Below are 20,094 nucleotides of genomic sequence, written 5' to 3'. Positions count from 1 at the left end.
CCGCCGAGCCGACCGGGCCCCGGACCCAGATCTCCGGACCACCTGGTGATTTCTGATTCATGGCTTCAACTCCCCCCGTGTCGACGAGTGCACGCCAACTCGCGTAGCGTCCTGCGTCGACAACTTAGTGCGAATCTCTGGGGATTGTTTGTGACAGTCTCGTGACCCTCGACCGCGCGGGCCCCCCAGGAGACTCGCATCGGTAAGCGGCATTGGAACATGTCGACGGGGGAGTGATGTCAAAAGAGGGGGGCGGCGCGGCCATGTGGGTGGCCGGCGCCGCAGTTGCGGCCGTCATGATGCCATTCGTCCTCTTCGTGGGCGTCAGTGGCGGCGGAGCCGATACCGGACTGGTCGCCGGAGGCGGGGCGTTGAACCCGAAGCACGTGCCCCCGGAGTACGTGACCTGGGTACTGAAGGCGGGCTCGATGTGCCCGCAGATCACACCGCCCGTCATCGCGGCACAGATCGAGGCCGAGTCCGGCTGGCGAAACGGTCTGACGTCGCCCGTCGGTGCGCAAGGGCTGTCCCAGTTCATGCCCGGGACCTGGGTGACCTGGGGCCGCGATGACGACGGCAACGGCCGAATAGACCCGTTCGACCCCGGGGACGCCATCATGGCCCAGGGGCGCTACGACTGCGCCCTCGCCCGGGATGTCGAGCGCTACAAGGAGCGCGGCATAGCCAGCGGCCCCACCCTCGACCTCGCCCTCGCCGCCTACAATGCCGGACCGGGCGCGATCGAGAAGTACGGCGGCATACCCCCCTACCGCGAGACCCAGAGCTACGTCGTCGCCATCAAGAACGCCATGGCGAAGTACACGGCGATCGCGACGGACCCCGGCGGGGGCACCATCCCCCCAGGGCAGCAGATGGCCGTGCCCCTCCGTGGCAACCCGCCGGTGACCTCTCCCTTCGGCATGCGCGTCCACCCGGTGACCGGTGTTTACAAGCTGCACTCGGGCATGGACTTCGGCGTCGGCGAAGGCAATCCGGTGCTGGCGGCCAAGGAGGGCACCGTCACCTTCGCGGGCTGGAACCCCGCCTACGGAAACCGCGTCATCATTTCGCACGGCAGCATCGGCGGCGCGCAGATCTCAACGACCTACAACCACATGTCCGCCCTGAACGTGGGTGTCGGGCAGCAGGTCGGCGTCGGGACCGTGGTCGGGCTCGTCGGATCCACGGGCTACTCGACCGGCGCCCACCTCCACTTCGAGGTCCAGCAGAACGGCGAATACGTGAACCCCGCGCCTTGGATCGGCAAATGAGCGGGCGGCAGGTGAAGGAGGGGATGACCACCGTGCGCAGAGCACTCGGCACGGTTCTCGCGGCGGTGACGGGCGTCGCGCTCCTGACGGGGTGCGGTCTGCGCGACCTGCGGGACGACAAGGCCGCCGATCCGGCGGCCCCGTCCGCGCTCCCGTCCTTCGAGGCCAAGGCCCCGGTCCCGCCGGGCAAGCCGCTCGACGGGCAGGCGAAGGTGCAGCCCGTCCCCGCGCCGGACCCGTCCGACCCGGACGCCGTGGCCAGGGCCTGGCTGGCGACGGCCTACGGCTACGACACGGCGTACGACAACGGGCCGCAGGACGCGAACCTCCGGGCGCTCGCCTACCTCACCGACGAACAGGCGAAGGCCGAGCGCGACTACCGCCCCGGCGCCGGCACCGGCTCGGACTGGGCGACGTGGGCGGAGCACAAGGCGTGGATGACCCTGGACATCACGGAGGACGACGACGAGCAGGGGCCGGGCGGCACGCCCGGTGCCTCCTTCCGCACCTTCTACGTCGACGGCACGGCGCACGGCCGTGACGGCTGGACGGGCCCCGGGCCACGGCTGACCGCGGTGGTGAAGCTGACCGTGGCCGGCCCGGCAGGCTGGAAGGTCGCGGGTGCCACGGTGACCCCGGCCGCGGTCCCGCCCGGCGCCGTCCCGACCGGTACGTCCACTTCCCCATCTTCCACACCCGCACGCTGAGCAGAGCCGAGGAACCCATGTCCCTATTCAGTCGCCGAGGCCGGAAGCCGGAGCCGGCCCCGTCTCCCGGCTACGCAGCCCCCGTGTCCGTGGACGTACGGATCACCGGTGCCGGGTACGCGGAGGTGGCGGGCAGGCCCGTCGTCGCGGGTGTCGGGGAAGAACCGCAGGACGCCGTCCTCGACTACCTCCACCGGCAGGTGCTGTCCACGGGTGCGCCGGTCCTGGCGACCGTACGGGACGAGCGCATCGCCTTCGTCGTACGCATCCAGGTGCGGGAGGACGGCTCCAGCGCCTTCACCGCCCAGCCCGAACCGATTCCCGGCGCGGTCCCGCCCGGGCCCGCGCCGCTCCCCGCACCGGCGCCCACGCCTGCTCCCGTGCCGGTGGTGGATGCCGCGCCGGTGGTGGAGGCCGTGCCGGCCCCCGCGCCCGTACCGGCGCCTACGCCGGTCCCGGCTCCCGTAACCGTGCCGGTGCCGGTGCCGGTGCCGGAGGTCGTGGTGGAAACCGCGCCCGAGCCGATTGCTCAGCCCGCGCCCACGCCCGTGCCCACATCTGCGCCCGCACCTGCGCCTGCATCTGCGCCCGCGCCCGAGCCCGTGCCCGCAGCCGTGCCTGTACCCGCACCCGCACCTGCACCCGAGCCCGTACCTGCGCCGCAGTCGACGCCCGCGCCGGTTCCCCCGGCCCCACCCGTGCCTCCGGCGCCCCCCGCGCCCGCGCACCCCGTCGACGACCTCGTCGGCGCTCCCGTGGCGCGGATCCAGGAGGCGCTGCGGTTCGGGCGGATCGAGTGGGCCGCGACCCTCGCCCAGCAGAGCGTGAACGCCGCCGCCGAGCGCCTCGGCTGGGAGTCGCCCGAGGTGCTCCAGCTGCGCGAGCTGAACGCCTACGTCGCCTTCGTCGCCGGGGACAGCCGCCGGGCCTTCCAGAGCTCCATCGAGATCGCCCGCATCCGCAGCGGCCGCGACGACCCGCAGGCCATGGCGAGCGTGCTGAACGCCGCTGCCGCCTGGCTCAAGGTCACCGACCCCGTCGAGGGGATGCGGATGGGCCGCGAGCTGATCGCGCTCTGGGCCGCTCAGCCCGCCGCGGACGCCGCCCAGCTGGAATCCGCCCGCGCCCGGATGCTCCGGCTGGAAGCGCGGGCCGCGGCCGCCGGTTAGGCGCGGCGGCGGCGCCGGGCCGTGATCGTGACCGAGGCCAGCGTGAGCAGGGCCAAGGTGGCGCCCGCCAGGCCCGGGGCGAGGCCCTTCGGGGTGAAGGTGCAGGACAGCTTGTCCGTGCCCGCGGGGAGGTCCAGGGAGACCAGGCCGTGGAAGTCGCGGATCGGGGCGGAGCACTGCCAGCCGGGGACGTTCGTCATCGCCAGGACGGCGGTGCCGTCGGTGCCGTGGGGGAGGGTGGCCTCGATGCCGTGGCCGCTGACGTCGACCTTGGTCGCGCCCGTGGTGGTGAGGTGGCGGACCCTCGTGTCCAGGGCCGCGCGGTTCAGGCAGCCCAGGGGGTGGGCGCCGGCCGTGGCGTCCTTGGTCTGGGTGCGGACGGTGACGTCGAGCCGGCCCGAGGCGGGGACCGGGCCGAGGGGGGTGACCCCGGTCATCAGGTCCTCCAGGGGCTGCTCGGTGCCGCCGGTGGCGAGGGTGCCGTGGAGGGCGGGGGAGTACCAGAAGACCTCGGAGCCGGGGGTGCACTGGGCGGCGTACGTCTGCTCCGTGGCGCTGCCGCCGCGGGTGACCTCGGGGACCTGGTAGACGGTCGCGCCGAGGACGTTCTCCTGGCGGGCCCAGACGCTGTCCGCCGGGTTGGTCGAGGTGTGGGGGGTGGTGCGGACGGTGACGAGGGGGGGAGCGGGGAAGGTGGAGCCCGTCCAGGTGCCGGGGGCGGCGCCGGGGCGGACGCGGGCGCCGATGGAGAAGATCGCGTCGAGCACCGGGTTGTCCGCGCCGAAGAAGGTCCGGCCGTCGTTCTTGTAGCCGTAGCCGAGGGGTTCCAGAGCCTGGAAGGTGGCCTCGGGCAGGTAGCTGCTGTAGTACTGCGGGCCCTCGGCGCGCAGGGCGAGGGCGTCGTTGTACGAGGTGCGGGGTGCGCCCGAGTCGGTCCGGTAGGCGGGCCAGCCGTCCACGCGCCGGACGGCGTCGAAGTGCTCGGTGACCGACCGGTTCGAGGTGGCCACGGGCTTCGCCCAGCGCTCGCGGGCGCGGCGGGCGTCCGCGTTGTAGGCGGCGGCCGCGGATTCGGCGAAGACCACGACGATCATCAGCGCCGCGGCGATGGGGAGGAGACGCCGGCGCTTGTGGCCCAGGGCGAGGAGGACGAGGGCGAGGAGGGACACCGCGCCGCCGCCCAGGACGGCGGGCCAGGTCCAGCCGCCGAAGTCGTCGGCGCGCCGCAGCACGAAGGTGGCCAGGACGAGGAGGGCCGTGACCAGGGCCAGGTGGAGGGGGCGCGGCCGGTTGGCCAGGGCCAGCCAGGCGACGATCACCACCATGCCGCTGAAGACGAAGGTCTCGCGGTACGGATTGCCGTTCGGGACCGCCAGGCCGTGCCATGCGTACTGGGTGGGCGGGAACTGGAACGAGACGACCACGAGGACCGTCGCCGCGGCCCAGACCAGGCGGGTCTTCTTCGCGATGCGCGTGTTGAGGAGGAAGGAGCCCGCCAGGATCAGCCCGAGGGAGGCGACGTACAGGCGGGGGCGGCCGCCCCACAGGTGGGTCGCCGGGAGCATGCCGGCCAGGAAGAGCTCGATCCGGACCGGGTCGAAGGCGCTGGCCCGGGTGGGCTGCGCCGCGCCGCTGGAGAGGAAGGAGGGGAGGAGGAACGGGAGGGTGAGGAGGATGCCCGTCGCGGCGGCTGTCGCGGCGCGCCACAGGGCGCGCAGCCGCTGGGCCCCCGTCATGTCGAGGGTGATCAGACGGATGGCCAGCAGGACGCAGGCGGCCATCGTCGCCATCATCGCGGTGTAGAAGTTCCCGAACCAGGCGAGCGCGACGAGCAGGGCCACGCCCGGCCAGCGCCGCTGCTCCAGGCACCACTCCACGGCGATGCCGAGCATGGGCAGCGCCACCAGGCCCCACAGCCACATCGGGATGTAGGAGGCGTCGCTCAGCGCCCAGCCGCACAGGCCGTACGTGGCTCCGAGCACGCCCCGCTGCCACCACGGCCCGGAGTGCAGCTTGCCGAGGTACACCGTCATCACCGCGGCGGCGGTGCCCATCGTGATCGGGGTGATCGCGAAGACCGCCAGGTCCACGTGGGCGCGGGGGACGAGGACGGCGAGCCAGGAGAAGGGGTTGCCGAGGTACGTGTAGTAGTCGGACAGGAACTGCTGGCCGAAGCCGCCGCGCCAGGTGAAGAGCAGGTCACCGGCGGCCTGGCCGTGGACCAGGTCCCACAGCGCCCGGTGGAAGGGGACGTACTGGTTGGCCTGGTCGTTGATGGCCCGGCCGGTGTTGCCGAAGGGGAAGGTGCCGCGCGCGACCCAGGCCGTGAAGAACGCGGCCGAGGTGACGAGGAAGGCGAGCAGGGGCCCGCGGAGCCGGGCGGCGCGGCGTGAGGAGCGGAGGGGGGAGCGCTCATTCGGGCCGGGGGGAGGAGAGCCGACTGCGGTCGTCTCCGGTGCCACGGTGCCCAATGCCCTGCTCCCTGCTCCTCGATGGCAAGCCGCCAGTTTAGGTCGTGGGCGGGGGGCGGCCCGCCGGGCGGGCCGCCCCGGTGCGCGGGTTGGAGGGGGTTACCGGCCGCTGATCTGCCAGGCGGTCACGGCCACCGCGGAGACCGCCGCGAGCGCCGTCACACCGGCGAGTGGCCGGCGGGAGCGTTCCAGGGCGTCGAAGCGGGTTCGTGATGGGCTTCGTACGGCCTTTCCGCGCACGGCCGGCCGGGCAGTACGGCCTGGACGCCCGCCGACGCCCCCGGGACTGACCTGCGGAGTTCGGGCATCGTGCCACTGATGAGCGGTCCGGCGGAACTGGCCGGTCCGTACACCTTGCGTCCGGTGTGTTTTCGTGCTGGGCATTTGTTTTGACCTACCTCTGTGAGGTAGGTACGCTCTGACCTTGTGCCTGGGGTGTGCCCTGGGCTCCCGCGCGCGCTTGAGACGCCGCGGTGAGCCGAGAAGACCACACCGCGATTCGCGCCCTCTTTCACCTCGGTGAAGGCGTGCAGGATCCGACACACCCGACCGCGTGGGTCGGCAAAGTTCCAGGTTAGCTTCACTACACGGCACACAGAAACCGGAGAAGTAGTGCCTACGATCCAGCAGCTGGTCCGTAAGGGCCGGCAGGACAAGGTCGAGAAGACAAAGACCCCCGCGCTCGAGGCTTCGCCTCAGCGTCGTGGCGTCTGCACGCGTGTGTTCACGACCACCCCGAAGAAGCCGAACTCGGCGCTCCGTAAGGTCGCGCGTGTGCGTCTGACCTCCGGCATCGAGGTCACCGCTTACATTCCGGGTGAGGGACACAACCTGCAGGAGCACTCGATCGTGCTCGTGCGTGGTGGCCGTGTGAAGGACCTGCCGGGTGTTCGTTACAAGATCATCCGCGGTGCGCTTGACACCCAGGCTGTCAAGAACCGCAAGCAGGCCCGCAGCCGCTACGGCGCCAAGAAGGAGAAGTAAGAATGCCTCGTAAGGGCCCCGCCCCGAAGCGCCCGGTCATCATCGACCCGGTCTACGCATCTCCTCTGGTGACCTCGCTCATCAACAAGATCCTCCTGAACGGCAAGCGCTCCACCGCCGAGCGCATCGTTTACGGCGCCATGGAAGGCCTCCGCGAGAAGACCGGCAACGACCCGGTCATCACGCTGAAGCGCGCGCTGGAGAACGTCAAGCCGTCGCTCGAGGTCAAGTCCCGCCGTGTCGGTGGCGCGACCTACCAGGTTCCCGTCGAGGTCAAGCCGGGTCGTCAGTCGACCCTGGCCCTCCGCTGGCTCGTGGGTTACTCCCGCGCCCGCCGCGAGAAGACCATGACCGAGCGCCTGATGAACGAGCTTCTCGACGCCTCGAACGGCCTCGGTGCGGCCGTCAAGAAGCGCGAGGACACGCACAAGATGGCCGAGTCCAACAAGGCCTTCGCGCACTACCGCTGGTAGTCCGAACCCACATCGAGACCGAGAGAAGACTGAGCCGATATGGCTACCACTTCGCTTGACCTTGCCAAGGTGCGCAACATCGGCATCATGGCTCACATCGACGCGGGCAAGACGACCACCACCGAGCGCATCCTGTTCTACACCGGTGTGTCGTACAAGATCGGTGAGGTCCACGACGGCGCTGCCACGATGGACTGGATGGAGCAGGAGCAGGAGCGCGGCATCACGATCACGTCTGCCGCGACGACCTGCCACTGGCCGCTCGAGGACGTCGACCACACCATCAACATCATCGACACCCCGGGTCACGTTGACTTCACCGTCGAGGTGGAGCGTTCGCTCCGCGTCCTCGACGGCGCCGTCACCGTGTTCGACGGTGTCGCCGGTGTGGAGCCGCAGTCCGAGACCGTTTGGCGTCAGGCCGACCGCTACGGCGTTCCGCGCATCTGCTTCGTCAACAAGCTCGACCGCACGGGTGCCGAGTTCCACCGCTGCGTCGACATGATCAAGGACCGCCTCGGTGCGGTTCCGATCGTCATGCAGCTCCCCATCGGTGCCGAGGCCGACTTCCAGGGTGTCGTCGACCTCGTCCGCATGAAGGCGCTCGTCTGGTCCGCCGAGGCGACCAAGGGCGAGATGTACGACATCGTCGACATCCCGGCCTCGCACACCGAGGTCGCCGAAGAGTGGCGCGCCAAGCTGGTCGAGACCGTCGCCGAGAACGACGACGAGGTCATGGAGCTCTTCCTCAACGGCGACGAGCCGTCCGAGGAGCAGCTGCACGCCGCCGTGCGCCGCATCATCCTGGGCTCCGGCAAGGGCAAGGGCGAGCCCACGATCACCGCGGTGTTCTGTGGCACGGCGTTCAAGAACAAGGGTGTTCAGCCCCTGCTCGACGCCGTCGTCCGCTACCTCCCGTCGCCGCTGGACATCGAGGCCATCGAGGGCCACGACGTCCGCGACGCCGAGACGGTCGTGAAGCGCAAGCCGTCGGACGAGGAGCCCCTCGCCGCGCTCGCGTTCAAGATCATGAGCGACCCGCACCTCGGTAAGCTCACCTTCGTCCGGGTTTACTCGGGCCGCCTGGAGGCCGGCACTGCGGTGCTGAACTCCGTCAAGGGCAAGAAGGAGCGCATCGGCAAGATCTACCGCATGCACGCGAACAAGCGTGAGGAGATCGACTCGGTGGGCGCCGGCGACATCGTCGCCGTGATGGGCCTGAAGCAGACCACCACCGGTGAGACGCTTTGTGACGACAAGCAGCCCGTGATCCTGGAGTCCATGGACTTCCCGGCTCCGGTCATCCAGGTCGCCATCGAGCCCAAGTCCAAGGGTGACCAGGAGAAGCTGGGTGTCGCCATCCAGCGTCTCGCGGAGGAGGACCCCTCCTTCCACGTTCACTCGGACGAGGAGACCGGCCAGACCATCCTCGGCGGTATGGGCGAGCTGCACCTCGAGGTGCTGGTCGACCGTATGAAGCGCGAGTTCAAGGTCGAGGCCAACGTCGGCAAGCCGCAGGTGGCCTACCGCGAGACGATCCGCAAGGCCGTCGAGCGTCACGACTACACCCACAAGAAGCAGACCGGTGGTACCGGTCAGTTCGCCAAGGTGCAGATCGCGATCGAGCCCATCACCGAGGCCGACGGTCCGGCGTACGAGTTCGTGAACAAGGTCACCGGTGGCCGCGTGCCGAAGGAGTACATCCCTTCGGTGGACGCCGGTGCGCAGGAGGCCATGCAGTTCGGCATCCTGGCCGGCTACGAGATGACGGGCGTTCGCGTCACGCTTCTCGACGGTGGCTACCACGAGGTCGACTCCTCCGAGCTCGCGTTCAAGATCGCCGGCTCGCAGGCCTTCAAGGAGGCCGCGCGCAAGGCTTCGCCCGTTCTGCTCGAGCCGATGATGGCCGTTGAGGTCACCACGCCCGAGGAGTCCATGGGCGATGTCATCGGTGACATCAACTCCCGCCGTGGCCAGATCCAGGCCATGGAGGACCGTCACGGAGCCAAGATCGTCAAGGGCCTCGTGCCCCTCTCGGAGATGTTCGGCTACGTCGGCGACCTCCGCAGCAAGACCTCGGGTCGCGCCAGCTACTCGATGCAGTTCGACTCCTACGCCGAGGTTCCCCGGAACGTCGCCGAGGAGATCATCGCGAAGGCCAAGGGCGAGTAACTCTTCCGAGTTCACGTTTTAGGCTTGCCACCGGAGCCTCTGGGGCAACAGGAGTCACACTCCCGTTGCCCCGGGGGAACCGGCTATCCAGCAAAGATCACCTGGCGCCGATGAGTTAAGGCGTACAGAACCACTCTCAGGAGGACCCCGTGGCGAAGGCGAAGTTCGAGCGGACTAAGCCGCACGTCAACATCGGCACCATCGGTCACATTGACCACGGTAAGACGACCCTCACGGCCGCCATTACCAAGGTGCTGCACGACAAGTACCCGGACCTGAACGCGGCCTCGGCGTTCGACCAGATCGACAAGGCTCCTGAGGAGCGCCAGCGCGGTATCACCATCTCCATCGCGCACGTCGAGTACCAGACCGAGGCGCGTCACTACGCCCACGTCGACTGCCCGGGTCACGCTGACTACATCAAGAACATGATCACCGGTGCCGCGCAGATGGACGGCGCGATCCTCGTGGTCGCCGCCACCGACGGCCCGATGCCGCAGACCAAGGAGCACGTGCTCCTGGCCCGCCAGGTCGGCGTTCCGTACATCGTTGTCGCCCTGAACAAGGCCGACATGGTGGACGACGAGGAGATCCTGGAGCTCGTCGAGCTCGAGGTCCGTGAGCTGCTCTCCGAGTACGAGTTCCCGGGCGACGACCTGCCGGTCGTCCGCGTCTCCGCGCTGAAGGCGCTCGAGGGCGACAAGGAGTGGGGCGACAAGCTCCTCGGCCTGATGGACGCCGTCGACGAGGCCATCCCGACCCCGCCGCGTGACACCGAGAAGCCGTTCCTCATGCCCGTCGAGGACGTCTTCACGATCACCGGTCGCGGTACGGTCGTCACCGGCCGTATCGAGCGTGGTGTCCTGAAGGTCAACGAGACCGTCGACATCATCGGTATCAAGGAAGAGAAGACCACCACCACGGTCACCGGTATCGAGATGTTCCGCAAGCTGCTCGACGAGGGCCAGGCCGGTGAGAACGTCGGTCTGCTCCTCCGTGGCATCAAGCGCGAGGACGTCGAGCGCGGCCAGGTCATCATCAAGCCCGGTTCGGTCACCCCGCACACCGAGTTCGAGGCCCAGGCCTACATCCTGTCGAAGGACGAGGGTGGCCGTCACACCCCGTTCTTCAACAACTACCGTCCGCAGTTCTACTTCCGTACCACGGACGTCACGGGTGTCGTCACCCTGCCGGCCGGCACGGAGATGGTCATGCCGGGCGACAACACCGAGATGTCGGTCGCGCTGATCCAGCCGGTCGCCATGGAGGAGGGCCTGAAGTTCGCCATCCGTGAGGGTGGTCGTACCGTGGGCGCCGGCCAGGTCACCAAGATCACGAAGTAATTCGTGTTCTGACCTGGTAGCTCGCTGACGCGGGCACCAAGTTCCACTGAAGGGCCCCGGCCCACCGCTTCGGCGGTGGGCCGGGGCCCTTCGGCGTTGTGGGGGTCACCACGGCCCCAGGCGGGGCCGGACGCCGTCGTCGAGGAGCGCGTGGCGATCGCGGGCGCCCCATGAGCACCCCAAGACGACCGTGGACGCCGTCAGGGCGAAGCACGCAGCGATCCGGTGCGAGACCAGCCCCAGGCGGTCGTCAGACGCCGAGACGTGAGGAGCGCGTAGCGATTTGGGGCGCCCTTCCACCCGCCGGGGGGCTTGTGGTGGGGGTTTCGGGGAGGGTGGCCGTCTGCCCGGGCCGGAGGGCGAGGTGGGCGGGCCCGAGGCGGGGCCCGGCCGTTGGGCCGGAGCCGGGTCGGGCATCTCTGGCGGCCCGTTTATGGCTCTTCCGCCCGGCCCGTTCCTTTGGGGGGTTCCCGGCAGTCCTTGTCTTTCCGTGGCGGGACGGTCTGTCAAGGGCGGCCGAAGGCCGTCGCGCAGCGACGCGACCGAAGGGAGCGCCCTTGACAGGCTGGCCCGACGCGGAAGGACGATGGGACTGACGGGAACCCCCCAACCCACTCTGGCTGCCGACCGGCCCGGGCACCGACCAACCCACCCCCCCGGCGGCCCGGCCGGGCCCGTGCGTGACGTACCGCCCCCCACCTTCCCGGTCATCCCTTCGGGTGCGCTGCGGATGCCCGACGGCGCGCGGCGGGTGAGGCTGCGGTAGAGGCAGACACCACCGCACAGACGAGGACCGAGCACCATGCGTGAAATCGGAGGAGCCAGGCTCCGGTACGTCGGCGTCATCACCGGGGCGGCGCTGCTGCTCACGGCAACGGCCTGCTCGACCGGCAAGACCACCGTCGGGCAGCTCACCTTCCGGGCCGAGGACTCCCCGGTGCTGCTCAGCTACTCGAACACGCCGGTCCAGGGCTGCCACAAGATCGCGCTCCCGCGCGGCGCGGCCCACGTCGAGAACAACACCCTGCTCGACGTCATCATGTACCGGACGCCGGACTGCCAGAAGAGCGAGAAGGCGCCCGGGATCTACGTCCCGCAGTCCACCTCGAACGTGACGGCCACCGGCAGTCTGCCCTGGCGCAGCTTCTCCGTCGTCCACTGACGGCGGTCGGTCGGACGGCGGCCGGACAGCGGCCGGACAGCGGTCGGCCGGACAGCGGTCGGTCGGACAGCGATCGGCCGGACAGCGGCCGGACAGCGGTCGGTCGGACGGCGATCGGCCGGACAGCGGCCGGTCGGACAGCGGTCGGCCGGACAGCGGTCGGCCGGACAGCGGTCGGTCGGCCGGACAGCGATCGGCCGGACAGCGGCCCGTCGGACGGTGGTACGACGGAGGGCCGCATCCCGGGTGCACGGGATGCGGCCCTCTTCGCACGGGTCAACCGGCGGGTCAGCTCACGCGGAGCGACGCGGTGAACTCCTCGCAGGCCGCGTAGTCGGGCAGCAGCCCGGTCGCGATCGCGTCGGCCAGCGAAGGGGCGGCCTCGTCACGGGCGGAGAGCAGTGGGACCTCGGCCGGCCACTCGATGCCCAGGTCGGCGTCGAGCGGGTGGACGGAGTGCTCGCCGGTCGGGTTGTAGGTCTCCGAGCAGAGGTAGGAGAGCGTGGCGTCGTCGCCGAGCGCGCAGAAGCCGTGGCCCAGGCCCTCGGGTATGTAGACCGCGCGGCGGTCGACGTCGTCGAGGCGGACGCCTTCCCAGGTGCCGAAGGTCGGGGAGCCGACGCGCAGGTCCACGATCACGTCGAGTACGGCGCCGCGCACGCAGGTGACGTACTTGGCCTGGCCGCGCGGGACGTCGGCGAAGTGGATGCCGCGGACCACGCCGGCCGAGGAGACCGAGAGGTTCGCCTGTGCCAGGTTCAGCGGGTGCCCGACGACCTCGGCCAGCCGGTCGAAGCGGTACCACTCGGTGAACAGGCCGCGCGGGTCTCCGTGCAGCTCCGGGGTGATCTCGAAGGCGCCCTCGATGGAGAGCTCGCGGAACTTCATCGGGGGGCCTCCTCGGCGAGCAGCTGCAGCAGGTAGTCGCCGTAGCCGCTCTTGGTCAGCGGTTCGGCCAGTTCGCGCAGTTGCGCGGAGCCGATCAGGCCGGCCCGCCAGGCCGCCTCCTCGATGCAGCCGATCTTGAAGCCCTGGCGTTCCTCGATCACGCGGACGAACTCGGAGGCCTGGACCATCGAGACGAACGTGCCGGTGTCGAGCCAGGCGGTACCCCGGTCGAGGATGGTCACGTTCAGCTCGCCGGCCTGGAGGTAGGCGTCGTTGACGGCGGTGATCTCCAGCTCGCCGCGGGCGCTGGGCTTGAGCCCGCCGGCTATCTCCACGACGCGGTTGTCGTAGAAGTACAGACCCGGCACCGCGTAGCGGGACTTGGGCTTGGCCGGCTTCTCCTCGATCGAGATGGCCTGGCCCATCTCGTCGAACTCGACGACGCCGTACGCCGTCGGGTCCGCCACCGGGTAGGCGAACACCCGGCCGCCCTTCGCGTCGGTGTGCTGCGCGAGGCGGGTGCCGAGGCCGCTGCCGTGGAAGATGTTGTCGCCGAGGATCAGTGCGACGGACTCGTCGCCGATGAAGTCGGCGCCGAGGACGAAGGCCTGTGCGATGCCCTCCGGGCGTTCCTGGACGGCGTACTCCAGCCGCAGCCCGAACTGCGAGCCGTCGCCGAGCAGCCGCTCGAACTGCTCGCGGTCGTCCGGGGTCGTGATGATCAGGATCTCGCTGATGCCGGCCATCACCAGGGTGGAGAGCGGGTAGTAGACCATTGGCTTGTCGAAGACGGGGAGCAGCTGCTTCGAGACTGCCCGCGTCAGCGGCCACAGTCGCGATCCGGTGCCACCTGCTAAGAGGATTCCGCGCATGGGGGCACCCTATGCGCGTGGGCATGCCAAAGGGAGGGGAGAGCGTTACGTTCGGCCACCAACTCCCCTGCGGACAACTAGTCTTCGTGGCATGCGGATCCTCGTGACCGGCGGCGCCGGCTTCATCGGTTCAGAATTCGTCCGCCGGCAGCTCGGTGCGGATGCCACGGCCCGGATCACCGTCTTCGACAAGCTGACCTACTCGGGTGTCGAGGCCAATCTCGCCCCCGTCGCCGAGCATCCCGGTTACGCGTTCGTCAGAGGTGACATCTGCGACGCCGAAGCCGTCGACCAGGTGATGCCCGGGCACGACGTCGTCGTGCACTTCGCCGCCGAGTCCCATGTGGACCGTTCGATCGCCGGCGCGGGTCCCTTCGTGATGACCAACGTGGTGGGCACGCAGGTCCTGCTGGACGCCGCCCGCAAGCACGGCGTCGGCCGCTTCGTGCACATCTCCACCGACGAGGTCTACGGCTCGATCGCCGAGGGCTCCTGGACGGAGGAGTGGCCGCTGGTGCCGAACTCCCCGTACTCCGCCTCGAAGGCCTCCTCCGACCTGCTGGCGCTGGCGTACCACCGCACCCACGGCATGGACGTGGTGGTCACCCGCTGCTCCAACAACTACGGGCACTACCAGTTCCCGGAGAAGGTCATCCCGCTGTTCGTCTCGAACCTGATGGACGGCCGGAAGGTCCCGCTGTACGGCAACGGCGGCAACGTCCGCGACTGGCTGCACGTCTCCGACCACTGCCGCGGCATCGACCTGGCCATGCGCAAGGGCCGCGCCGGCGAGGTCTACAACATCGGCGGCGGCACCGAACTCACGAACAAGGAGCTCACCGGCATCCTGCTGGAGGCCGCCGGCCTGGGCTGGGACATGGTCGAGCAGGTCGAGGACCGCAAGGGCCACGACCTGCGCTACTCCATCGACATCGGCAAGATCGGCGCCGAGCTGGGCTACGCCCCGCAGGTGACGTTCGAGGACGGCATCAGGGCCACCATCGACTGGTACCGCGAGAACCGTGCCTGGTGGGAGCCGCTGAAGGCGAAGGCGGCCCTGCGGAAGTGAGCACCGAACCGCGAGAAGGGCGCTGGCTCGTCACCGGCGCCGCCGGGATGCTCGGCCAGGACGTCCTGGCCGTCCTGAAGGACGCCGGCGTCGAGGCCGTGGGCCTGCGCCGCGCAGATCTCGACATCACCGACCCGGACGCCGTCCGGGGCGCCGTCGAGGGCGTCGCGGTGGTCGTGAACTGCGCCGCCTGGACCGACGTCGACGGGGCGGAGACGGCCGAGGAGGCCGCCACCGCCGTCAACGGCACCGGCGTACGGGTCCTCGCCGGGGCCTGCGCCGCCGCCGGGGCGCGGCTGCTGCACGTCTCCACCGACTACGTGCTGCCCGGCGACGCCTCGGAGCCGTACCGCGAGGACGCCGCCACCGGCCCGGTCAACGCCTACGGCCGTACCAAGCTGCTCGGCGAGCAGGCCGTCGCCGAGCTGTTGCCGCAGGACGGCTACGTGGTCCGGACGGCCTGGCTGTACGGCGAGCACGGCCCGAACTTCGTCGCCACCATGCTCAAGCTGGCCGCCCGGCGCGACACCCTCGACGTGGTCGACGACCAGCACGGCCAGCCCACCTGGTCCCGCGCGCTGGCCCGCCGCCTCGTCGCACTCGGGCGGGCCGCACTGGCCGGCCGCGCCCCGGGCGGGATCTACCACGGCACCGCGAGCGGCCGGACCACCTGGCTGGGGCTGGCCCGCGAGACGTACCGGCTGAGCGGACTGGATCCGGAGCGGATCCGGCCCACCACCTCCGAGGCGTTCGTGCGGCCCGCCGCCCGCCCGGCCTTCAGCGTGCTCGCGCACGACCGCTGGGCCGATGCGGGACTCGCCCCGCTCGACGACTGGCGGGAGCAGCTGGCCGAGGCCCTCACGACCCCCGCCTTCACCGCACCGGCCGCAGCCGCCCGGGAGGGCCGCGGAGGATGAAAGCCCCGGCGAACCGGGTGGCCGGGGGCACCGTCGTGCTCGGCGCGGCCCGGTAAGCCACCACCGGGACGACATGCCCCGCCGGCCTCCCCGACATCTGCTGCCAGTAGCATCCGGCCGATCGCTGATGGCACATGATCGGTTTCATCAAGCGATCCGGCGTTCACGAACGGGGTGGGGTATGAACAGGAACGACGACGACCAGCGAGCCGGGCGGAGCCCTTCCGACGAGGAGTGGGCCCGGTTCATGGAGCAGGCCGCCACGGGGGCGGGCAACGCGCCGAAGGAGCCGTCCGCCCGGGCGCGGATGGTGACCGAGCGGCTGCGGCACCAGCAGGACCCGCCGCCGGGCTGGCGCACCGGCCCGACGTCGCGGGAGGCGCGGGGCCGCGGCGGGCGCGGACGGCGGCTGAAGGCCGCGCTGGCCGTCGTCGTCATCGCGGGGGTCGCGCTGATCGCCGTACGGCCGGAGCTGGTCATCGACCGCGTCACGGGCAGGAGCCAGGCCCGTGAGGACGCGAAGAACGCGGGCCCTCTGGCCGCGGAGACCGGCCGTCCGACCGCCCCGCCGCCCGAGCAGTACCCGGACCGGCCGACCCTGAAGGAACCTTTCCGCGGTTCCCCGGCCCTCCAGTGGGCGGACGGGGCCGCGGGCATCGAGGTCCCGGAGGCGGCCGCCGTCGGAGGGATGTCCAAGGAGCAGGTCGCGGGCGCACTGGAGAAGACGCGCCAGTTCCTGATCGCGTCCAACCTCGACCCGGCGACCCTGCGCGGCGAGAGGCCGGCCGCCGCCCTGGCGATCCTGGATCCCCGGCAGCCGCAGCTCGTGGAGCGGCTGGAGCGGTCCCTGGCGAACCCCACCGCGGAGAACACCCCGGTGACGCTCTTCACCCGCTTCGACCCGGCCGAGATCAAGCCCGTCGGGGACGTGGTCAAGGTGCGCGGCAGCATGCGCGCGGAGCCGGGGGAGCGCGGAGAACTGCTCGTGGTGGCGGACTACACCTTCGTCCACCCCGTGACGAAGGGCGGCGCGAGCGTGCAGCGGACCATCGTGCGCCGCCAGGTCACCCTGGCCCTGCTCGACCCGGCACGCTGGGAGACCACGCCGGGCCGGCTCCAGGCGCGCAAGTACTTCTCGGAGTGGTCGAACGTCGAGTGCGAGGCGGCCGACGGCTTCCTGCACCCGGACTTCCCGCAGGACAAGCCGAGCGGTCCGGCGCCCACGGGGCCCGCCACGGATCCGTACGACCGCAGCAAGGACATCCTGCGCGAAGGGTGCGGTACCAGCACCCGGTCCTGACCCGGGGGAATACCCCGCGCGGGGGACATGGGTGGGGCGGTTTGACCACTCAGCGTGGCGGGGTATTCTCTTCGGCCCGATTGGCCAGGTACGTGCCTCGTATGGCAGACTACTCAAGTTGCTCGGCTGAGTGCCGATGCTGCGCGCCTCCCGCCGGGAGGACCGGAAGCGAGTCCCACAGTACTCGTCGTCCTTAATCTGCCTCTCGGGGCAGCAATGAGGACGGACGTACGGGAATCTTCTGGGAAGTGTCAGCACGGTGCCCACCAGGCACTCGGTGGGTGTTTCTCCCCCGAAACGCGGTCACAGGGACCGCACCCCCTTGGATGAGGGAATTTCCGTATGGGAATTTTCTGTAGAGGGTGTGCGACACGCCCGACCGCGTGGGTCGGAGAGAAGCCGCGGGATCAAGTCCCGCAGCCGACCGAGGGCCAGAGCGTTTCCACATAGAGACAGGACTACGGAGTAGCCATGGCGGGACAGAAGATCCGCATCCGGCTCAAGGCCTACGACCACGAGGTCATCGACTCCTCGGCGAAGAAGATCGTCGAGACGGTGACCCGCACTGGTGCGTCGGTCGCGGGCCCGGTGCCGCTGCCCACTGAGAAGAACGTGTACTGCGTCATCAAGTCGCCGCACAAGTACAAGGACTCGCGCGAGCACTTCGAGATGCGCACGCACAAGCGCCTGATCGACATCCTCGACCCGACGCCCAAGACCGTTGACTCGCTGATGCGCCTGGACCTTCCGGCCGGCGTTGACATCGAGATCAAGCTCTGAGAGGCGTCGAGAAGATGGCAAAGCAGATCAAGGGCGTCCTGGGCGAGAAGCTCGGCATGACCCAGGTCTGGGACGAGAACAACCGTGTCGTCCCGGTGACCGTCGTCAAGGCCGGGCCCTGCGTCGTTACCCAGGTCCGTACGAACGACATCGACGGCTACGAGTCGGTCCAGATCGCCTTCGGCGAGATCGACCCGCGCAAGGTGAACAAGCCCCTCAAGGGCCACTTCGCCAAGGCCGACGTGACCCCCCGCCGCCACCTGGTGGAGCTCCGCACCTCCGACGCCAGCGAGTACACGCTCGGCCAGGAGATCACTGCTGAGGTGTTCGAGTCCGGCGTCAAGGTTGACGTCACGGGCAACAGCAAGGGCAAGGGCTTCGCCGGTGTCATGAAGCGGCACAACTTCCGGGGCCTCGGCGCCGGTCACGGTGTGCAGCGCAAGCACCGCTCCCCCGGTTCGATCGGTGGCTGCGCCACCCCTGGGCGTGTCTTCAAGGGCATGCGCATGGCCGGTCGCATGGGTAACGAGCGCGTCACCACCCAGAACCTGACCATCCACGCGGTTGACGCGGAGAAGGGTCTGCTCCTGATCAAGGGTGCGGTCCCCGGTCCGAACGGCGGCCTCGTCCTGGTCCGTACCGCGGCCAAGGGGGCTTGAGGTAATGAGCACCATTGACATCCTTTCGCCGGCAGGCGACAAGGCCGGTACCGTCGAGCTCCCCGCGGAGATCTTCGACGCGAAGACCAGCGTTCCGCTGATCCACCAGGTCGTCGTCGCTCAGCTGGCTGCTGCCCGTCAGGGCACGCACAAGACCAAGACCCGTGGCGAAGTCCGTGGTGGTGGCCGCAAGCCGTACCGCCAGAAGGGCACCGGCCGCGCCCGTCAGGGTTCGACCCGCGCTCCGCAGTTCGCCGGCGGTGGCGTCGTCCACGGCCCCGTGCCGCGTGACTACTCGCAGCGGACCCCGAAGAAGATGAAGGCCGCCGCCCTCCGCGGTGCCCTCTCGGACCGTGCGCGTCACTCCCGCATCCACGTCGTCACCGGCGTGGTCGAGGGTGCCGCCTCCACCAAGGCCGCCAAGACGCTGTTCGGCAAGATCTCGGAGCGCAAGAACCTGCTCCTGGTCGTCGACCGCAGCGAAGAGGCCTCGTGGCTGTCCGCCCGCAACCTGCCCCAGGTTCACATCCTGGAGCCGGGCCAGCTGAACACGTACGACGTGATCGTCTCTGACGACGTGGTCTTCACTCAGGCCGCTTTCGAGTCCTTCGTGTCTGGCCCCAAGGCCGATGAGACCGAAGGGAGCGACGCCTGATGTCTGAGGCGACCGTTACCAGCAAGACCTTCACCGACCCGCGCGACCTGCTGATCAAGCCGGTCGTCTCGGAGAAGAGCTACGCGCTGCTGGACGAGAACAAGTACACGTTCATCGTCGCGCCCGGCGCCAACAAGACCCAGATCAAGCAGGCCGTCGAGGCGGTCTTCTCGGTCAAGGTCACCGGGGTCAACACGATCAACCGTCAGGGTAAGCGCAAGCGCACCAAGACCGGTTTCGGCAAGCGCGCCAACACCAAGCGCGCCATCGTGACCCTTGCCGAGGGCAACCGTATCGACATCTTCGGCGGCCAGGCCTCCTAACGGAGGTCTAGTCGTCCGGAATCGGACGAGGACTGAGAAATGGGTATCCGCAAGTACAAGCCGACGACCCCGGGCCGTCGTGGCTCCAGCGTCGCCGACTTTGTCGAGATCACGCGGTCCACGCCGGAGAAGTCGCTGGTCCGCCCCCTGCACAGCAAGGGCGGCCGTAACAACACCGGTCGTGTGACCGTTCGCCACCAGGGCGGTGGCCACAAGCGCGCCTACCGCGTGATCGACTTCCGTCGTCACGACAAGGACGGCGTGCCGGCCAAGGTCGCGCACATCGAGTACGACCCCAACCGCACCGCGCGCATCGCGCTGCTGCACTACGCCGACGGCGAGAAGCGCTACATCATCGCGCCGCGCGGTCTGCAGCAGGGTGACCGGATTGAGAACGGCCCGACGGCCGACATCAAGCCGGGCAACAACCTCGCGCTCCGCAACATCCCGGTCGGTACCACGATCCACGCGATCGAGCTCCGCCCCGGTGGCGGCGCCAAGTTCGCGCGTTCGGCTGGTGCCTCCGTGCAGCTGCTCGCGAAGGAGGGCGTGATGGCCCACCTCCGCATGCCGTCCGGTGAGATCCGTCTCGTCGACGCGCGCTGCCGCGCCACGGTCGGCGAGGTCGGCAACGCCGAGCAGTCGAACATCAACTGGGGCAAGGCCGGCCGCATGCGCTGGAAGGGCGTTCGCCCGACCGTCCGCGGTGTCGCGATGAACCCGGTTGACCACCCGCACGGTGGTGGTGAGGGCAAGACCAGCGGTGGTCGCCACCCGGTCTCCCCGTGGGGTCAGAAGGAGGGTCGTACTCGCTCGCCGAAGAAGGCTTCGAGCAAGTACATCGTCCGCCGCCGCAAGACGAACAAGAAGCGCTAGGAG

The 20,094-nt window shown here is 69.7% G+C and carries 19 protein-coding genes; 16 read left to right on the top strand and 3 right to left on the bottom strand.

What is annotated here, in order from left to right:
- Positions 1-236: 236 nt before the first annotated feature.
- The 3 genes from ACIQ5Y_RS34345 (at position 237) to ACIQ5Y_RS34335 (ending at position 3,147) form a co-directional block, all read left to right on the top strand.
- Positions 237-1,271, top strand: a complete 1,035-nt coding sequence (locus ACIQ5Y_RS34345) for a peptidoglycan DD-metalloendopeptidase family protein (RefSeq protein ID WP_403889580.1) — start codon at positions 237-239, stop codon at positions 1,269-1,271.
- Complete coding sequence (locus tag ACIQ5Y_RS34340) at positions 1,268-1,978, top strand: hypothetical protein (protein WP_403889577.1); 711 nt, start codon at positions 1,268-1,270, stop codon at positions 1,976-1,978. The genes ACIQ5Y_RS34345 and ACIQ5Y_RS34340 overlap by 4 nt, the downstream gene beginning before the upstream one ends.
- Before the next feature lie 83 nt (positions 1,979-2,061).
- On the top strand, positions 2,062-3,147 hold the full coding sequence (locus ACIQ5Y_RS34335) for a tetratricopeptide repeat protein (RefSeq protein ID WP_403889575.1): 1,086 nt from the start codon (positions 2,062-2,064) through the stop codon (positions 3,145-3,147).
- On the opposite strand, the gene ACIQ5Y_RS34330 is transcribed toward ACIQ5Y_RS34335, so the two are convergent.
- Positions 3,144-5,609: a YfhO family protein gene (locus ACIQ5Y_RS34330; protein WP_403889656.1), complete on the bottom strand. Its 2,466-nt coding sequence runs from the start codon at positions 5,607-5,609 to the stop codon at positions 3,144-3,146. The two genes, ACIQ5Y_RS34335 and ACIQ5Y_RS34330, sit on opposite strands and share 4 nt — an antisense overlap.
- Positions 5,610-6,230: 621 nt before the next feature.
- Here ACIQ5Y_RS34330 and rpsL point away from each other — a divergent pair.
- The 5 genes from rpsL to ACIQ5Y_RS34305 all read left to right on the top strand — a co-directional run bounded on the left by rpsL (position 6,231) and on the right by ACIQ5Y_RS34305 (position 11,752).
- A complete protein-coding gene (gene rpsL, locus ACIQ5Y_RS34325) occupies positions 6,231-6,602 on the top strand; it encodes a 30S ribosomal protein S12 (RefSeq protein ID WP_007265893.1) in 372 nt (123 codons plus the stop codon).
- 2 nt (positions 6,603-6,604) lie between these two features.
- Positions 6,605-7,075, top strand: coding sequence for a 30S ribosomal protein S7 (rpsG, locus tag ACIQ5Y_RS34320; protein ID WP_007265894.1), 471 nt, complete (start codon positions 6,605-6,607; stop codon positions 7,073-7,075).
- 39 nt (positions 7,076-7,114) lie between these two features.
- Positions 7,115-9,247, top strand: a complete 2,133-nt coding sequence (gene fusA / locus ACIQ5Y_RS34315; protein WP_403889572.1) for an elongation factor G — start codon at positions 7,115-7,117, stop codon at positions 9,245-9,247.
- Between the two features lie 149 nt (positions 9,248-9,396).
- Positions 9,397-10,590, top strand: a complete 1,194-nt coding sequence (tuf, locus tag ACIQ5Y_RS34310; protein ID WP_352214024.1) for an elongation factor Tu — start codon at positions 9,397-9,399, stop codon at positions 10,588-10,590.
- 802 nt (positions 10,591-11,392) lie between these two features.
- Positions 11,393-11,752, top strand: coding sequence for a hypothetical protein (locus ACIQ5Y_RS34305; protein WP_403889569.1), 360 nt, complete (start codon positions 11,393-11,395; stop codon positions 11,750-11,752).
- A gap of 288 nt (positions 11,753-12,040) precedes the next feature.
- Here ACIQ5Y_RS34305 and rfbC read toward each other — a convergent pair whose 3' ends face one another.
- Positions 12,041-12,640: a dTDP-4-dehydrorhamnose 3,5-epimerase gene (gene rfbC, locus ACIQ5Y_RS34300; RefSeq protein ID WP_403889566.1), complete on the bottom strand. Its 600-nt coding sequence runs from the start codon at positions 12,638-12,640 to the stop codon at positions 12,041-12,043.
- The gene (gene rfbA / locus ACIQ5Y_RS34295) at positions 12,637-13,512 is read right to left on the bottom strand and encodes a glucose-1-phosphate thymidylyltransferase RfbA (protein WP_403889562.1); all 876 of its coding nucleotides are present in this window, start codon (positions 13,510-13,512) and stop codon (positions 12,637-12,639) included. The genes rfbC and rfbA overlap by 4 nt, the downstream gene beginning before the upstream one ends.
- A gap of 91 nt (positions 13,513-13,603) precedes the next feature.
- Between rfbA and rfbB the strand changes: the two genes are divergently transcribed.
- The 8 genes from rfbB (at position 13,604) to rplB (ending at position 20,091) form a co-directional block, all read left to right on the top strand.
- Positions 13,604-14,581, top strand: a complete 978-nt coding sequence (gene rfbB, locus ACIQ5Y_RS34290) for a dTDP-glucose 4,6-dehydratase (RefSeq protein WP_403889559.1) — start codon at positions 13,604-13,606, stop codon at positions 14,579-14,581.
- The gene (gene rfbD, locus ACIQ5Y_RS34285) at positions 14,578-15,498 is read left to right on the top strand and encodes a dTDP-4-dehydrorhamnose reductase (RefSeq protein ID WP_403889556.1); all 921 of its coding nucleotides are present in this window, start codon (positions 14,578-14,580) and stop codon (positions 15,496-15,498) included. The genes rfbB and rfbD overlap by 4 nt, the downstream gene beginning before the upstream one ends.
- A 181-nt stretch (positions 15,499-15,679) precedes the next feature.
- The gene (locus ACIQ5Y_RS34280; protein WP_403889553.1) at positions 15,680-16,798 is read left to right on the top strand and encodes a hypothetical protein; all 1,119 of its coding nucleotides are present in this window, start codon (positions 15,680-15,682) and stop codon (positions 16,796-16,798) included.
- Positions 16,799-17,269: 471 nt separating this feature from the next.
- Complete coding sequence (rpsJ, locus tag ACIQ5Y_RS34275) at positions 17,270-17,578, top strand: 30S ribosomal protein S10 (protein WP_003948644.1); 309 nt, start codon at positions 17,270-17,272, stop codon at positions 17,576-17,578.
- Positions 17,579-17,592: 14 nt separating this feature from the next.
- Complete coding sequence (gene rplC / locus ACIQ5Y_RS34270) at positions 17,593-18,237, top strand: 50S ribosomal protein L3 (RefSeq protein ID WP_007265899.1); 645 nt, start codon at positions 17,593-17,595, stop codon at positions 18,235-18,237.
- A 4-nt stretch (positions 18,238-18,241) separates the two neighbouring features.
- Entirely contained in the window at positions 18,242-18,892 is a 651-nt protein-coding gene (gene rplD / locus ACIQ5Y_RS34265; RefSeq protein WP_384745026.1) for a 50S ribosomal protein L4, read from the top strand.
- A complete protein-coding gene (rplW, locus tag ACIQ5Y_RS34260) occupies positions 18,892-19,215 on the top strand; it encodes a 50S ribosomal protein L23 (RefSeq protein ID WP_007265901.1) in 324 nt (107 codons plus the stop codon). The genes rplD and rplW overlap by 1 nt, the downstream gene beginning before the upstream one ends.
- A 39-nt stretch (positions 19,216-19,254) precedes the next feature.
- A complete protein-coding gene (rplB, locus tag ACIQ5Y_RS34255) occupies positions 19,255-20,091 on the top strand; it encodes a 50S ribosomal protein L2 (RefSeq protein WP_007265902.1) in 837 nt (278 codons plus the stop codon).
- Positions 20,092-20,094 lie beyond the last annotated feature (3 nt).

The sequence above is a fragment of the Streptomyces sp. NPDC096339 genome (assembly GCF_044762985.1).
Lineage (GTDB): Bacteria > Actinomycetota > Actinomycetes > Streptomycetales > Streptomycetaceae > Streptomyces.
Note: the sequence above shows the minus strand (reverse complement) of the source record. Positions and strands in the feature narration are given on the sequence as shown.